This window comes from Sphingomonas sp. BK345 (assembly GCF_014193845.1).
GTDB lineage: Bacteria > Pseudomonadota > Alphaproteobacteria > Sphingomonadales > Sphingomonadaceae > Sphingomonas.
In genome coordinates this window covers 535808-550667 of record NZ_JACHZX010000002.1, presented here as the reverse complement: position 1 = coordinate 550667, position 14860 = coordinate 535808, and the positions used below count along the sequence as shown (strand labels likewise).

The 14860-nt window shown below is 70.6% G+C and carries 11 protein-coding genes and 1 pseudogene; 5 read left to right on the top strand and 7 right to left on the bottom strand.

All coding sequences use genetic code 11. The features are described from left to right. Window positions 1-83 precede the first annotated feature (83 nt). The 4 genes from FHY03_RS07705 to FHY03_RS07690 form a co-directional block, all read right to left on the bottom strand. Window positions 84-791, bottom strand: a complete 708-nt coding sequence (locus tag FHY03_RS07705) for an enoyl-CoA hydratase/isomerase family protein (RefSeq protein ID WP_183929836.1) — start codon at window positions 789-791, stop codon at window positions 84-86. Further along, complete coding sequence (locus FHY03_RS07700; RefSeq protein ID WP_183920625.1) at window positions 788-1636, bottom strand: 4-(cytidine 5'-diphospho)-2-C-methyl-D-erythritol kinase; 849 nt, start codon at window positions 1634-1636, stop codon at window positions 788-790. Before FHY03_RS07700 ends, FHY03_RS07705 begins: the two co-directional genes overlap by 4 nt. 5 nt (window positions 1637-1641) lie before the next feature. After that, complete coding sequence (locus FHY03_RS07695; protein WP_260158771.1) at window positions 1642-3276, bottom strand: tetratricopeptide repeat protein; 1635 nt, start codon at window positions 3274-3276, stop codon at window positions 1642-1644. Between the two features lie 249 nt (window positions 3277-3525). After that, the gene (locus FHY03_RS07690; RefSeq protein WP_409314159.1) at window positions 3526-5184 is read right to left on the bottom strand and encodes an electron transfer flavoprotein-ubiquinone oxidoreductase; all 1659 of its coding nucleotides are present in this window, start codon (window positions 5182-5184) and stop codon (window positions 3526-3528) included. A gap of 129 nt (window positions 5185-5313) precedes the next feature. Between FHY03_RS07690 and FHY03_RS07685 the strand changes: the two genes are divergently transcribed. Genes FHY03_RS07685 through moaB form a run of 3 tightly spaced genes read left to right on the top strand, consistent with a single transcriptional unit; the run spans window position 5314 to window position 8404 of the window. Beyond that, window positions 5314-6054 (top strand): uracil-DNA glycosylase family protein, encoded by a 741-nt coding sequence (locus FHY03_RS07685; RefSeq protein ID WP_183929834.1) that lies wholly within the window; start codon window positions 5314-5316, stop codon window positions 6052-6054. Next, window positions 6051-7880: a lytic transglycosylase domain-containing protein gene (locus FHY03_RS07680; protein WP_183929832.1), complete on the top strand. Its 1830-nt coding sequence runs from the start codon at window positions 6051-6053 to the stop codon at window positions 7878-7880. Before FHY03_RS07685 ends, FHY03_RS07680 begins: the two co-directional genes overlap by 4 nt. Continuing rightward, window positions 7877-8404: a molybdenum cofactor biosynthesis protein B gene (gene moaB, locus FHY03_RS07675; protein ID WP_183929830.1), complete on the top strand. Its 528-nt coding sequence runs from the start codon at window positions 7877-7879 to the stop codon at window positions 8402-8404. The genes FHY03_RS07680 and moaB overlap by 4 nt, the downstream gene beginning before the upstream one ends. Window positions 8405-8490: 86 nt before the next feature. On the opposite strand, the pseudogene FHY03_RS21005 reads toward moaB, so the two are convergent. Next, window positions 8491-8901: pseudogene (locus FHY03_RS21005) on the bottom strand (YbjN domain-containing protein); the annotation flags it as partial. Between the two features lie 140 nt (window positions 8902-9041). On the opposite strand from FHY03_RS21005, the gene FHY03_RS07670 reads away from it, so the two are divergent. After that, window positions 9042-10124, top strand: coding sequence for a PA0069 family radical SAM protein (locus FHY03_RS07670; RefSeq protein WP_183920630.1), 1083 nt, complete (start codon window positions 9042-9044; stop codon window positions 10122-10124). Between the two features lie 127 nt (window positions 10125-10251). On the opposite strand, the gene FHY03_RS07665 is transcribed toward FHY03_RS07670, so the two are convergent. Further along, window positions 10252-10707: a monooxygenase family protein gene (locus FHY03_RS07665; protein WP_183920631.1), complete on the bottom strand. Its 456-nt coding sequence runs from the start codon at window positions 10705-10707 to the stop codon at window positions 10252-10254. Between the two features lie 57 nt (window positions 10708-10764). Between FHY03_RS07665 and FHY03_RS07660 the strand changes: the two genes are divergently transcribed. Then, window positions 10765-11316 (top strand): TetR/AcrR family transcriptional regulator, encoded by a 552-nt coding sequence (locus FHY03_RS07660; protein WP_183929828.1) that lies wholly within the window; start codon window positions 10765-10767, stop codon window positions 11314-11316. Here the strand turns inward: FHY03_RS07660 and dnaE are convergent. Further along, a complete protein-coding gene (gene dnaE / locus FHY03_RS07655; protein ID WP_183929826.1) occupies window positions 11300-14794 on the bottom strand; it encodes a DNA polymerase III subunit alpha in 3495 nt (1164 codons plus the stop codon). The genes FHY03_RS07660 and dnaE overlap by 17 nt on opposite strands. Between the last annotated feature and the right edge of the window lie 66 nt (window positions 14795-14860).

Here is a 14860-nt window from a genome sequence, read left to right as displayed (position 1 = left end):
AGCAACCGCGCGTCGCGTTCAACGCACCGCGATGGTGTATTCTCTTTGTTCCGCGAGAACAAGTAGGGAACTTTGCCGCGATATCAAGCCTTGTCGCGATAGTGCGCGACCCCGGCAGCGAAGCGCGCGCTGGCGAAGCAATCCTCGAAGGCGGCGTCGAGCGACTCGTCGAGCGGGTCGTCGAGCGTCCGCTTGAGCAGCCACAGCGCGGTCTCGTCGTTGCGCACGATATCGTCGATCACCTTGGCGGCGTCGCCGATCATGTCGACCAGGCCGATCCGCAGCGCCTCGGCCGAGTCGATCGAGGTGGCGGTGAACAGCAGCCGCGCCGCCTGCGCGCGACCGACTCGCTGCGCCAAGCGTGCGACGTCGCCGACCGGATAGCCTATCCCGAGCCGTGCCGGCGGGAGGCCAAAGCGCGCGGCGGGCGAGGCGACGATCAGGTCGCAACCGAGCGCCAGCGCCACGCCCGCACCGAAGCAGCCACCCTTTACCGCCGCCACGGTCGGGATCGACAGCCCGGCCAGTTCACCCACGGCGTCCTCCAGCGCGACCCGGAACGCGGTCCGCGCGTCGACATCGTCGACCATTCGCGCGAGGTCGGCGAGGTCGGCGCCCGCGCAGAACACGCCCGGCACCGCCGAGCGCAGCAGCAGGGCGCGCACGCTGGTCGGGATCGTCCGGATGCTGCCCGCGAGCGCCTGCCACGCGCCGGTTGGTAGCGCGTTGCGCGCGTCGGGCCGCTCGAGCGAGATGATCGCGACATGGTCGAGGATCTTGAGCGCGATCATGCCACCGTGGTCGCCAGCTGCCACCACGCCGGATGCCGCGCGGTGATCGCGGCCGCGGCGCTGTCGCGCGCCCCGCTGTCGTCGAACAGCGCGAAGCAGGTGGCGCCGGAGCCGGACATGCGCGCCAGGATCACGCCCCCCTGTTGCCGCAGTGCTTGGAGCAGATCGCGCACGGCGGGGGCGATCGCCTCGGCGGCGGGCTGGAGATCGTTGCGCCCCGCCCGCGCCAGCGCCAGCGTGCCGCCCTCGCCGATCGCGCCGCGGTCGACGCCATCCCAGCGCGCGAACACCGCCGCGGTGGAAACCTTCTCGAGCGGGTTGACCAGCAGCGCCGGGCAGTCGCCCAGCCCCGCGATCGGCACCAGGTCATCGCCCCGCCCCGTGCCCAGCGCGGCGCGGCCGAGCAGGCAGGCGGGCACGTCGGCACCGAGCGCGCGGGCGACCGCGTCGAGCCGTCGATCCTCTCGGGTGACACCATGGTGCCGCGCGAGCGCGCGCAGCGTCGCCGCGGCGTCGGCCGAGCCGCCGCCGATCCCCGAAGCGACCGGCAGCCTTTTGTCGAGTGTGATCGCGTAGCGCTCGTCCACGCCGAAGGCCGCCCGGAAGGCCGTGAGCGCGCGGACGACGAGATTGTCCGCGTCGTCACCGATCACCGCGGCGAAGGGGCCGGTGACGGTGAAGCTATCGCGTTCCGCCGACGCCAGCGTCACGACGTCCCCGTCGCGCGCGAAGGCGAACAGCGTCTCGAGCGCGTGGTAGCCGTCAGCGCGGCGCGCGCGAACGTGGAGCGCGAGGTTGAGCTTGGCCGGTGCCGGCTCGACCAGCACCGTTGCGTCCGCCGTCATCGCGCTCACCGCAGCGTCCCGATGCCGCGCGCGATCTTGGCGTCGAGCCGCGCGGCGTCGTCGGCCTCGGCGACCTGGCGCGCCGCCGTCCAGGCGTAGCGCGCCTCGTAGCGCCGCCCCGCCGTCCAATAAGCGTCGCCGAGATGCTCGCCGATCTCGGCGTTGGCGGGGTCGCCGAGCGCGGCGCGTTCGAGCAGCGGCAAGGCGCGCGCGCGCTGGCCGCGCACCAGCAGCGCCCAGCCGAGCGAGTCCGCGATCGCGGCGTCGTCGGGCTTGAGCGCGGCGGCCCGCTCGAGCAGCTTCTGCGCGTCATCCAGCCGCTCGCGCCGCTGCACCAGCGCGTAGCCGAGATAGTTGAGCGCGAGCGGCTGGCTCGGCCCCAGCTTGACCGCCTGCTCCAGCGCCGGGCGCGCCTGGTCCCACAGCTTCGCCTCGTCGAGCGCGGCGCCATATTGCAGCCAGTCGGCCCAGTCGGCGGCAGCGCCGGCGCGGTCGATCAGCCGCCGGTACAGCGGCACCGCCTCGGCGGGGCGGCCGAGCCGGACGTTCAGGTCGGCGAGCCGCTGCACGTCGTCGGTGGCGGCGGCGGGGGCGGCGCCCAGCACGCGCGCCGCGGCGAGCGCCTCGGCGTCGCGACCGTCGTCGACGAGCAGCTGGACCCGCCCGGTCGCCGCGATCGGCGCGTAGAGGCTGGTCGGCGGCACCGCGTCGAGCACCGCCAGAGCGCGGTCGACCGCGTCGTCGCGTGCGAGCACGCCGGCGAGCAGCACGCGCGCCCGATCGTTGCCCGGATCGGCGCGCAGCGCGGCCTGGAGCAACGTGTAGGTGAGCGGACCGGGCGCGCCGACCGCCAAATCCGAGGCGACGCGCGTGAACAGATAGGAGGCGCCGAACGCTAGCGAGGGCTTGGCGGCATAGCGCTCGGCCAGCGCCGGGTCGTTCGCGGCCACGCGCAGCGTCGTGATGGCGGACTCGCCGCCCGCAGCCAGCAACCGCGCCGCCACCTGCCGCTCGCCGCGACCGAGCAGCAACCGCGCGGCGGCGACGCGATGGTCCTGGCTGGCGAGATCGTTGCCGAGCAGCGGGCGCAGCGCGGCCTCGCCGTCTACCACCTTGCCGGTGGCGATCAGCAGCAGCGCGCGTGTTTCCTCGACGAAGCGGCGCGACACTGCGTCGGACGGCGCGCGCGCGAGCGGCGCGAACGGGTCGCCGCCGGCGTCGAGCGCGGCCCAGGCGGCGAGCGGCGCGGCGAGGATGCGAAGCTGATCGTCGCGCAGGCGCTCGATCGCGGCGCCGGCGGCGACCCGGTCACCGGTTCGCGCGGCGCGCGCGAGCGCCAGCAAGGCGGCATCGGCAGGCGCGACGCCCTGATCGGCGAGCGACGCCGCCGCGCGATCGGCGAGCACGAGGTCGCCCGCGCGCACCGCCTCGCGATAGGCACGCACCGCGATCACGGCATTGTCGGGGGCGGCGGCGAGCGCGCGCGCATAGTCGCTGGTAGCGGCGGCGACCTCGCCGTCTGCCGCCGCGGCGCGCGCCTTCATGTAAGCGCCGAGATCGCCGGTCGCGGCCGCGGCGGCGCCCGGCGCGAGCAGCACCAGCAGCGCGGCGGAGACGAGACCGGGAGGGCTGAACCGCATGGCCCGCTGTCGCGGCTCGGGCGCGGTCGCGTCAACCCCGCTGGCCGGGTTTATTGCGCGCGGTGGGGAGGGCGGCTTGGTGACGAGATCGCGGCGTCCTCTCCCATCGCGTCACCCCGGACTTGGTACGGCATCCACCGAGCCGGACATGCGGAAAGCGTTGCTCTCGCGTGAGGCGGGATCCCGGACCAAGTCCGGGATGACGGTCGTGAGGCAGGCGTCCGCATCCATGCCAAATCCCCGCCACCCTCACATATTCGGGTAGTTCGGTCCCCCGCCGCCCTCGGGCACGACCCAGTTGATGTTCTGCGTCGGGTCCTTGATGTCGCAGGTCTTGCAGTGGACGCAATTCTGCGCGTTGATCACGAACTCCGGATCGCCGACGTCCTCGCCGACGATCTCGTACACGCCGGCCGGGCAATAGCGCTGTGCCGGCTCGTCGTAGAGCGGCAGGTCGTAGGCGACCGGGATGGTCGGATCCTTGAGCGTGAGGTGGACCGGCTGGTCCTCCTCGTGATTGGTGTTCGACAGGAACACCGAGGAGAGCCGGTCGAAGGTCAGCACGCCGTCGGGCTTGGGATAGTCGATCTTCTTGACCAGGTCCTTGCGCCACAAGGTCTCGTGATCGGCGTGGTGGTGCAGCGTGAAGGGCATTCGCAGCCCGAGATACTCCAGCCACATCGTCACGCCCGCCAGCCCCGAGCCGATCAGGTCGCCGAAGCGCTTCACCAGCGGCACGACGTTGCGGACGATCGACAGCTCCTTCTTGACCCAGCTGTGCTCGAACGCCTCGGGGTAGGCGACCAGCTCGTCACTCGTGCGCTGCGAGACGATCGCGTCGACCGCCGCCTCGGCGGCGAGCATCGCGCTCTTCATCGCGGTGTGCGTGCCCTTGATGCGCGGCACGTTGAGGAAGCCAGCGCTGTCACCGATCAGCGCACCACCGGGGAAGACCAGCTTGGGAATGGACTGCAGCCCGCCGTCGTTGATCGCGCGCGCGCCGTAGCTGACGCGCTTGCCGCCCTTGAGCAGCGCGGCCACCGCTGGATGGGTCTTCCAGCGCTGCATCTCCTGGAACGGCGAGACATAGGGGTTGCTGTAGTTGAGCCAGGTGACGAAGCCGATGCTGACCTGCCCGTTGGCCTGATGATAGATCCAGCCGCCGCCGTTCGACCCGCTCTCGCTGAGCGGCCAGCCCTGCGTGTGGATCACCTTGCCGGGCGTGTGCAGCGAGGGATCGATGTCCCACAATTCCTTGACGCCGAGGCCATAGACCTGTGGGTCGCAGTCGCGTCGCAGGTCGAAGAGACGCATCAGCTCCTTTGATAGGTGTCCGCGGCAACCTTCTGAGAAAAAAGTGTATTTTGCGTGCAGCTCGAGCCCAGGCTGATAGTCGGGCTTGTGCGTGCCGTCGCGCGAGACGCCCATGTCGCCGGTGGCCACACCCTTCACGCTGCCGTCGTCGTGGAACAGGATCTCGGCCGCGGCGAAGCCGGGGAAGATCTCGACACCCAGCTCCTCGGCCTTGCCCGCGAGCCAGCGGCACAGATTGCCGAGCGAGCCGGTATAGGTGCCCTTGTTGTGGAGGAACGGTGGGGTCCATAGATGCGGCAGGGTGAACCTGCCCTTCTTGGTCAGCACCCAGTGGAGGTTCTCGGTAACGGGCACCTCGGCCAGCGGACAGCCGTGCTCGCGCCAGTCGGGCAACAGCTCATCAAGTGACTGCGGGTCGATGACGGCGCCGGAGAGGATGTGTGCGCCGACCTCCGAGCCCTTCTCGAGCACGCAGACAGAGATCTCCGCGCCCTTCTCCGCGGCGACCTGCTTGAGCCGGATCGCCGCCGACAGGCCCGCCGGCCCGGCGCCGACGATCACCACGTCATAGGGCATGGACTCGCGTTCGCTCACGTCATCTTCTCCTCGGGAGCGCCCGGCGCCGCCTCTCCGCGGGCACTCGTCGTATCGTCGCAACGGCTGATCGGGCCGGCGGTGCCAGAAAGTTGACGCTCACGTCAACCGCGATCCTATGATGCGCGGATGGGGGCGGATCAGAATCACGACTGGGCAAAGCTCGCGGCGAGCGCGCTCGATTGGTGGCGCGAGGCGGGGGTGGACACGCTCGTCGAGGACGCGCCGTTCGACTGGCTCGCCGCGGACGAGACCGCCGCGCCGCTCGCCCTGCTCGCGCCCGTCGCGCCGGCGAGAGCCCCCTCGCCCACCCCCGCCGCGCTGCCCGATACGCGGGAGGCGTTCGCGACGTGGCGGCTCGGCGAGGACGCACCCGAGGCGCGTTGGGGCGGCGTCGCGATCGCGGCGACCGGGCCGGCCGACGCCGAGTTGATGGTCTTCGTCGACTGCCCCGAGCGCGACGACCGCGAGACGCTGCTGGAGGGCGAGACCGGGCGTCTGTTCGATCGAATGCTCGCCGCGATCGGGCGCTCGCGCGCGGACACCGCGCTCGCCTCCGTCTGCACGCGCCGCCCGACGACCGGCCGCGTGCCGCGCGACATCGCCGATCGGCTCGGCGAGATCGCGCGCCATCATGTCGCGCTCGCGGCGCCGAAACGTCTGCTCGCGATGGGCGATGCGGCGAGCCGTGCGCTGCTGGCGATGAGCGTCGCCGACGCGCGGGGACGTACGCACCCGATTAACCATAAACAGGGCAAGATCACGCACGTCGTGGCGACCCATCATCCGCGCTTCCTGCTGGATCGCCCCGCGGCCAAAGCCGAGACTTGGAAGGACCTGCTGATGCTCACCGGGGAGATCGCGTCATGAGCCCCCGCCGCGCCGCGCTGGCCGCCACCGCCGCGCTCGTCGCCGCCGCTCTGCCCGTCATGGCCTCGGCGGCGCCCGCCCCCGCGCCGGTCGCGCCGCCGGTGACGGTCGCGACCGCTCGCACCGCCGGTATTCCGACGCAGCTGACCCCGGAGCAGCGCTCGGGCTACCGCGCGGTCTTCGCCGCGATCCGCGACGCGCGCTGGAGCGACGCGCAGATCACGCTCGACACGATGGCGAGCGGGCCGCTCCACGCTTACGCGCGCGCCGAGCTGGTGCTCGCCAAGGGCTCGCCGCGAGTCAGCGACGAGGCGCTGACCCGGCTGATCGCCGAGGCGCCTGAGCTGCCGCAGGCCGAGGCGCTGATGCGGCTGGCGAGCGCCCGCGGCTTCACCGACCTACCCATGCTGCCGAGCGCGCAGCGGCTGATCTGGCAGGATGGCGCGCCCGCGCGCATCCGCGCCCGTGCCACCCGAAGCGACCAAGTCGCCGCCGACCTCGCGCAGCGCATGCAGCCCTATGTGAAGGCCGACATGGGCGCCGAGGCACAGGCGCTACTCGAGTCGACCGACGGCCTCTCGCCCGAGGCGGAGACCGAGTGGCAGGCGCGGGTGGCCTGGATCTATTTTCTCCAGGGGCTCGACCCGCAGGCGCGCGCGCTGGCGGCGAAGGCCGCGGCGGGCAGCGGTGACTGGGCGCTCCACGGCCGATGGACCGAGGCGCTGTCGGCGTGGCGCCAGCACGACTGCGCCGCGACGCAGGTGGATTTCGAGAATGTCGCCGCGCGCGCGACCGACACCGACCTGCGCGCGACCGCGCTTTACTGGGCGGCCCGCTCGGACATGGCATGCGGCCGGCCCGATCGCGTCGAGTCCCGGCTGAAGACCGCGGCGCAATATAAGGAGACCTTCTACGGGCTGCTCGCGCGCCAGGCGCTCGGGCTGCCGGTGGAGCGGGTCCGCCCCGAGCTGGTGAGCGAGGAATGGGCGCGGCTCGAGCGCCGTCCCAACGTCCGCGTCGCCGCCGCGCTCGCCGAACTGGGCGAGGGCGAGCGCGCCGACGCGGTGGTGCGCCAGCAGGCGCGGATCGGTGATTCGTCCGAGTTCGCCAGCCTCGTCCATATCAGCGAGACGCTCGACCTGCCCGCGACCACCGTGTGGCTGGCACACAACATGCCGCAGGGTGCGGTCGCCGCGGCTGATACGCGCTATCCGATGCCCAACTGGACGCCGGATACCGGCTGGCGCATCGACAAGGCGCTGGTCTACGCGCACACGCTCCAGGAATCGGGCTTCCGCAACAAGGTGCGCAGCCCCGCCGGCGCGTTCGGGCTGATGCAGATCATGCCTGCCGCGGCGACCGACTATATGCGCGAGCGCGGCGTCGCGATCGACCAGGACGCGCTGGCGCGCCCCTCGACCAACATCGACATCGGCCAGCGACACATCGAGAAGCTGCGCGACATGGGGCTCACCGGCGGGCTGCTGCCCAAGGTAATCGCCGCCTATAACGCCGGCCCCAAGCCGGTCGGCGAGTGGAACGCGCTGGTGCGCGATGGCGGCGACCCGCTGCTCTACATCGAGAGCATCCCTTATTGGGAGACGCGTGGCTATGTCGTGACGGTGCTGCGCAACTATTGGATGTACGAGTCGCTCGGCGGCAAGGCGAAGAGCCCCAGCCGCGTCGCGCTGGCGCAGGGCATGTGGCCGCGTTTCCCCGGCCTGCCGGGCGACAGCGCGGTGCGGATGACGTCGCAGACCCCGGTCACCGCGATCGCGATCAACGGCACTGTCGCGGCGCAGTCGACGACCCACGCCGAGCGATGAGCCTCGACCTCACGCGCGCCTTCGAGCCGGTGCGCATCGCGGTGCTCACCGTCTCCGACACCCGCGGACTGGCGGATGACCGCTCGGGCGACACGCTGGTGGCGCGGCTGAGCGAGGCGGGGCATGTGCTCGCCGAACGCGCGATCCTGCGCGACGACGTCGACTCGATCGTGGCGCAGCTCGACCGCTGGATCGACGACGCGGGCGTGGACTGCGTCATCACCACCGGCGGTACCGGTGTGACCGGGCGTGACGTCACTCCCGAGGCGATCGAGCAGGTCGCCGACAAGATGATCCCCGGCTTCGGCGAGCTGTTCCGCTGGCTGAGCTATCAGACGATCGGCACCTCGACGGTGCAGAGCCGCGCCTGTGCCTGCGTCGCGCGCGGCACCTATATCTTCGCGCTGCCGGGCTCGACCGGTGCGGTGAAGGACGCGTGGGACGGCATCCTCGCCAGCCAGCTCGATATCCGCCACCGCCCCTGCAACTTCGTCGAACTGATGCCGCGACTGACGGAGCGCTGAACGGCGGTGGCCGGCACGGGTGGCTCGGCGGAGGCCGGATGCGCCTCCAAGAAGGCACTGAGTTCCCCCAGTCCGGTTGACCACCAGTCCAGTATCTCGACGAAATTGGCGGGAGGGAGCCCACCGATTGTCGTGACGTCATAGCTCAGCACCAGCTCGTCGTCGCTGTCGAGCGACAGAGCGGCGAAGCGATGGGTGGCGTTCCCCTGGTTCACCGCGTCCAGCGCGTCGCTGCGGTCGCCAGCGAACCCGGCGTGGAAGCGCAGCGACTTACACTTCGCATGCGCCTCGCAGCCGTAGAAATCGATTGAGGAGTGATAGGCCGACGCCGCGCTCTCGATCATCGGGTCGCCTTCACCATCCGCGACCGTCTTCGCCTGGAACCCCTCGCGCCACAGCGCCGTGACGACGCTGGCGGGGTTCGCGGCGCACACGCTCTCGGGCGGACAGGGGACCGCCGCTGCGGCAGCGAACAAGAAGGGGAGAAATAGCGTCATAGCGCCTCGCGGATAGGCCATCATGTCGCCACGGAACGACTGCGCAAAGGCCGGCTCGCCACAACGAGCCACGCTTTCCTCGCCGAACTGAAGATGGGTTCGTTCTTGCTATGTTCCATCCGGTCGAGTAGAACGGCGCGATGGCTCATCGCCCGCCCAGACCTGCCCGCGGCGCCACACTGAACGCGGCGAGCACGCGCTTCAACCTGCCGCAGGCAGAGGAGGACGGAGACTGGCTCGATTCGCGCGGGACGATCGACGGTGCCGCCGCCCCGGCACGCACCACCGTCACGATCGAGCGCGCGCGCACGATCATCACACGCAACCAGTCGCCCGACGTGCCGTTCGACCGCTCGATCAACCCTTATCGCGGCTGCGAGCACGGCTGCATCTACTGCTTCGCCCGACCGAGCCACGCCTTCCACGATCTTTCGCCCGGGCTCGACTTCGAGACCAGGCTCTTCGCCAAGCCCGACGCCGCGGCACTGCTCCGCGCCGAGCTCGGGCGGCGCGACTATCGCTGCGCGCCGATCGCGATGGGCACCAACACCGATCCCTATCAGCCGATCGAGCGCGAGTGGCGGGTCACGCGCGAGGTGATCGAGGTGCTCGCCGCCTGCGACCACCCGCTTGTGATCACCACCAAGTCGGATCGGGTCGTGCGCGACCTCGACCTGCTCGCACCGATGGCGGCCAAGGGGCTCGTCGCGGTGGCGATCTCGGTCACCTCGCTCGACCCGCGCGTGGCGATGACGGTCGAGCCGCGCGCGCCCGCCGCGGCGCGCCGGCTCGCCGCGGTGCGGCGGCTCAGCGATGCGGGGGTGCCGACCTATGTCAACATGGCGCCAGTCATCCCAGCGATCACCGACGAGGAGGTGGAGGCGGTCGTCGCCGCCAGTGCCGCGGCGGGCGCGCTGGGCGTCTCGTACATACCGGTGCGGCTGCCCTGGGAGGTGGCGCCGCTGTTTCGCGCCTGGCTCGACGAACATTATCCCGAGCGTGCCGCCAAGGTGATGGCGATCATCCAGAGCCTGCGCGGCGGCAAGGACAATGAGCCGCGCTTCGGCGAGCGCATGCGCGGCCAGGGCCCTTGGGCCGAGCTGCTGCGCACCCGCTTCCGCATCGCGCGGGCGCGCGCCGGCTTCAGCGACGAGCGGCGCCGGCTCGACCTGCGCTGCGACCTCTTCCGTGCGCCGGCGGGGGCGCAGGGCGAGCTGTTCTGAAGCTGTTCTCCTTGAGCGCGCCGTGACGCCTTTGTTGGAGCGATAGCCAGTCGCCCTCGGATCCTTCGTCATCTCGGACCCAGGCCGCGATGACAGGTAGGGAGAGCGGATGATCAGCCAGCGGCTCCTACCGCCCCAACCGCCCGCGGCTCGACAGCATCCGCCCCTGCGCCGCCATCGGCGGGGCGAAGGCGCCGAGCCCCGGCGGCTCGGGCATGTCGACGTAGATGGCCTCCATTCCGCCACGCGCCGAGTAAGCCTCGTGCCAGAAGCCGTTGCCGTGACGATCGGCCAGGAACTCGCGCCACCAACCGCCATGCGGCTCGGAGCGGGTGAACGCCTCCAGGCTCTCCAGGTCGCGCCAATATTGCCGGATGCCGACATGGTTCCAGGCGTAGAGCCCGCCGTCGCTGTGGAGCAGCCCGTCAGGTGGCGAGCGCCGGATCGCGGCGAGCCCACGACCGATCGACAGGAAGGATGGCAGCCCCCGTAGCGCGCCGACGCGGAAGCCGAGCAACACCATCACCATGTCGGGCCAGGCCGACACGTTCACCGTCACACGTCGTGCTACCTCCCCTTGCATCATCGCCTCCGTCGTTTACACCGTAAACATAGCCAGCTACGTGTACGGTGTAAACCGATGAATGTTCCCGCCCACCTCCGCGATCAGCTGCTCGACCATGCCGAGGCGATGCTGGAAGCCGGCGAGAGCGAGCCCGGCATTCGCGCGCTGGCGCGGGCCGCTGGCGTGTCGGCGATGGCGCCCTATCGCCATTTCGCCGACAAGGCCGCGCTGCTCGCCGCGGTCGCCGAGCGCGGCTTCGCCACGCTCGCCGCGCGCCTTGCCGCGGCGGATGCCGAGGGGAGCGATGCCGAGCGGCTGATCGCGCAGGGGCTCAGCTATGTCGCGTTCGCGCGCGCCCACCCCGCGCTGTTCCGGCTGATGTTCGCGCGGCCGGTGGACAGCGCGTGCGACCTCGAGAAGACACGCGAGAACGCTCCCGCCTTCGCCATCTTGGCCGATCGCGTCGCCGCTATCACAGGCAGGGACGACGCCGACGCGACCTTGGGTTGCTGGGCGATCGTCCACGGCCTTGCCACGCTCGCGCTCGACTCGCGCGTCGACGCGCCCGCCCCCCAGGTGCACGCGGTACTCGCGCTCTACGTCGCCGGGATCAGCCGACCGACTTGAGCCGCGTCTCCTCAATGTCGAACTCGACCTTGATGATGCCGGGCAGATGCTCGATCCGCTCCGCCAGCTCGGCGTCAAGCGCGAAGTCGCGACCGAGGATCACGGTCGCCTGCTCGTCGCTGCCGAGCGGCACCTTGAGCGTCACCTTGCCGCGCGCGCCGCGCGAGTCGCCGATCAGCGCAACCAGTCCCGCCACCGCGGCAGCGTCGCTCACATGGACGTCGAGCGCGAACCGCGTCGACGAGGCCAGCCCCTCGAACGGCCGGATCGCCTTCACCGTGACGCGCGGCGTCTCCTCGCCCGGCCGCCGATCAAGCTCCACTGTCGCCAGCCCGCAGCCGCCGTTGCGCGCCGCTTCCTCAAGATCCGCGGCGGGCCCGTCGTCGAAACAGGTCGCGACGAACTGTCCGGTCGAGTCGGACAGCGTCGCCATCATGTAGCGCTTGCCCCGCGCCGAGGTACGCCAGCGCGCGTCCTCGACCAGCACCGCCATCGTCGCCATCACGCGCGCGCCCTCGGCGATCGGCAGCTCGCCCAGCGCGACATAGCTGCGTGCGCCGTGCGTCTTGGCGAGATGACGGTAGCGATCGACCGGATGCGCCGAGAAGTAGAAGCCGAACGCCTCTTTCTCCTGCTCCATCCGCTCGGCGAGCGACCAGCGCGCGTCGGGCAGCTTGATCGTGTCACCCGCGCCCGCGTCATCGCCGAACAGCCCGCCCTGCCCGCTCGTCCGTCCTTCCTGCGTGCGCGCCGCGATTGCCAGCATCGTCTCGGCGACGGCATGCACGCCCGCGCGGTTGGGCTCGAGCGAGTCGAACGCGCCGCCGGCCGCGAGCGTCTCGAGCTGGCGCTTGTTGAGCAACCGCGGGTCGACGCGCGTGGCGAGATCGTCGAGGCTGCGGAACGCACCCGCCCCGGCGCGCTCCTCGCACAGCCGCTCCATCGCGCCCTCGCCCACCGATTTCAGTGCGGCGAGCGCGTAGCGCACCGACGGCACGCCCTCGGCGTCGACCTCGACGTCGAACTCGGCCGCGCTGGCGTTGATGCACGGCGGCAGCAGCCCGATCCCGAGCCGGCGCATATCGTCGACGAAAATCGCCAGCTTGTCGGTGAGGTGCAGGTCGTAGCACATCGAGGCGGCGAAGAACTCGGCCGGGTGATGCGCCTTGAGCCAGGCGGTCTGATAGGCGAGTAGCGCGTACGCCGCGGCGTGGCTCTTGTTGAAGCCGTAGCCAGCGAACTTGTCGATCAAGTCGAACAGCTGGTTGGCGTAGTCCTTCTTGATCCCGTTATGCTCGGCGCAGCCGGCGACGAAGGTGGCGCGCTGCGCGTCCATCTCCGCCTTGATCTTCTTGCCCATCGCGCGGCGCAGCAGGTCGGCGCCGCCGAGCGAGTAGCCGGCGAGGATCTGCGCCGCCTGCATCACCTGCTCCTGGTAGACGAAGATCCCATAGGTCTCCTTCAGGATCGGCTCGAGCAGCGGGTGCGGGTAGGTGATCTGCTCGGTGCCCTGCTTGCGCCGGCCGAACGACGGGATGTTGTCCATCGGACCGGGGCGGTAGAGCGAGACGAGCGCGACGATGTCGCCGAAATTGGTCGGCCGCACCGCCGAGAGCGTGCGCCGCATCCCCTCGGATTCGAGCTGGAACACGCCGACCGTGTCGCCGCGCTGGAGCAGCTTGTAGACGCCCTCGTCGTCCCACAGCAGAGCGTCGAGATCGACCTCGATCCCGCGCTTGGCCAGCAGCTGCACCGCCTTCTTGAGCACCGACAGCGTCTTGAGCCCGAGGAAGTCGAACTTCACCAACCCCGCGCCCTCGACATACTTCATGTCGAACTGGGTCACCGGCATGTCGGAGCGCGGGTCGCGGTAGAGCGGGACGAGCTGTGCGAGGGGCCGATCCCCGATCACCACGCCCGCGGCGTGGGTCGACGAGTGACGCGGCAGGCCCTCCAGCTTCATCGCCAGGTCGAGCAGGCGGCGGACCTCATTGTCGTTCGCATATTCGCGCGCCAGTTCGGACACGCCGTTGAGCGCGCGATCGAGCGTCCACGGGTCGGTCGGATGGTTGGGGACGAGCTTGGCGAGCCGGTCGACCTGACCGTAGCTCATCTGCAGCACGCGCCCGGTGTCCTTGAGCACCGCGCGCGCCTTGAGCTTACCAAAGGTGATAATCTGCGCGACCTGATCGCGGCCGTATTTCTCCTGGACGTAGCGGATGACCTCGCCGCGTCTGGTTTCGCAGAAGTCGATGTCGAAGTCGGGCATCGACACGCGCTCGGGGTTGAGGAAGCGTTCGAACAGCAGCCCCAGCTTGATCGGATCGAGGTCGGTGATGGTCAGTGCCCAGGCCACCGCCGAGCCCGCGCCCGAGCCGCGCCCCGGTCCGACGGGAATGTCGTGCGCCTTTGCCCATTGGATAAAGTCGGCGACGATCAGGAAATAGCCGGGGAAACCCATTTGGATGATGACATCGAGCTCGAATTCGAGCCGCTGCCGGTAGGTCTCCTGCCACGTCGGCTCCTCCGGCGCCTGGCCGAGCGCGACGATCCGCTCGATCCGCGCCGCCAGCCCCTCGCGCGCACGCTCGCGCAGCATCGTCGCCTCGCCCTCGCGGTCGCCAGCGAGGCTGGGAAGGATTGGCTTGCGCTTGGGCGCGGCGACCGCACAGCGCTGCGCCACCACCAGGGTGTTGGCGATCGCCTCGGGCAGATCGGCGAACAGCTCGCGCATCGCCTCGGCGGGCTTCATCCAGGCGTGACCACAGCTCTTCGGGCGATCGTCGCTCTCCAGATAGCTGGAGCTCGCGATGCACAGCATGGCGTCGTGCGCGGCGCCGAAATCCGCCTCCTCGAAGCAGCTCGGGTTGGTCGCGACGATCGGCCAGCCGCGCTCATAGGCGAGATCGAGCAGCGGCGACTCGGCGCGCTCCTCGATCGCGTCGCCGCGGCGGCACAGCTCGACGTAGAGGCGGTCACCGAAGGTGGCGTGGAGCCGCTCGGCGTAGGTGATCGCGCGCGCAGGCTGGTCCTCGGCGAACAGCCGCGCCACCCCGCCCTCGCCGCCCGCGGTTAGCGCGATCAGCCCGGCGGCGTGGCGCTCGATCAGGTCGAAGCCGACATGCGGCGCCAGTTCGAGCGGACGGTCGAGGTGCGCGTGGCTGACCAGCGCGCAGAGGTTGTCGTAGCCCGTTTCGTCCTGCGCATAGAGCGCGATCCAGTCGACGACCGTCGCGGCGCCCTCGGGCATGTCGGGTCGCGCGACGCCCAGCATCGTGCCGATCACCGGCTGGACGCCCGCGCTCTTGGCGGCGTCCGAGAAGGCCATCGCGGCATAGAGACCGTTGCGGTCAGTCAGCGCCGCGGCGGGGAAGCCGAGCTTGGCCGCGCGCTTGGCGATCGCCTTGGGCTCGATCGCGCCGTCGAGCATGGTGTAGCTGGAGAAGATGCGGAGCGGCACGAAGCCCGAATGTGGCATCGCTCCTAGCTAAGCCTCCCTACTCGATTCGGCCAGCGCCCGCGCGACCGCCGGAACCGCGCCCGC

Bases quoted from the DNA above. Each gene is read 5' to 3' on its own strand.
- moaB (WP_183929830.1), top strand. From the start codon at position 7,877: ATGAGCCTCGACCTCACGCGCGCCTTCGAGCCGGTGCGCATCGCGGTG.
- FHY03_RS07680 (WP_183929832.1), top strand. From the start codon at position 6,051: ATGAGCCCCCGCCGCGCCGCGCTGGCCGCCACCGCCGCGCTCGTCGCC.
- FHY03_RS07685 (WP_183929834.1), top strand. From the start codon at position 5,314: ATGGGGGCGGATCAGAATCACGACTGGGCAAAGCTCGCGGCGAGCGCG.
- FHY03_RS07705 (WP_183929836.1), bottom strand. From the start codon at position 791: ATGATCGCGCTCAAGATCCTCGACCATGTCGCGATCATCTCGCTCGAG.
- FHY03_RS07670 (WP_183920630.1), top strand. From the start codon at position 9,042: ATGGCTCATCGCCCGCCCAGACCTGCCCGCGGCGCCACACTGAACGCG.
- FHY03_RS07665 (WP_183920631.1), bottom strand. From the start codon at position 10,707: ATGCAAGGGGAGGTAGCACGACGTGTGACGGTGAACGTGTCGGCCTGG.
- FHY03_RS07695 (WP_260158771.1), bottom strand. From the start codon at position 3,276: ATGCGGTTCAGCCCTCCCGGTCTCGTCTCCGCCGCGCTGCTGGTGCTG.
- dnaE (WP_183929826.1), bottom strand. From the start codon at position 14,794: ATGCCACATTCGGGCTTCGTGCCGCTCCGCATCTTCTCCAGCTACACC.
- FHY03_RS07660 (WP_183929828.1), top strand. From the start codon at position 10,765: ATGAATGTTCCCGCCCACCTCCGCGATCAGCTGCTCGACCATGCCGAG.
- FHY03_RS07700 (WP_183920625.1), bottom strand. From the start codon at position 1,636: ATGACGGCGGACGCAACGGTGCTGGTCGAGCCGGCACCGGCCAAGCTC.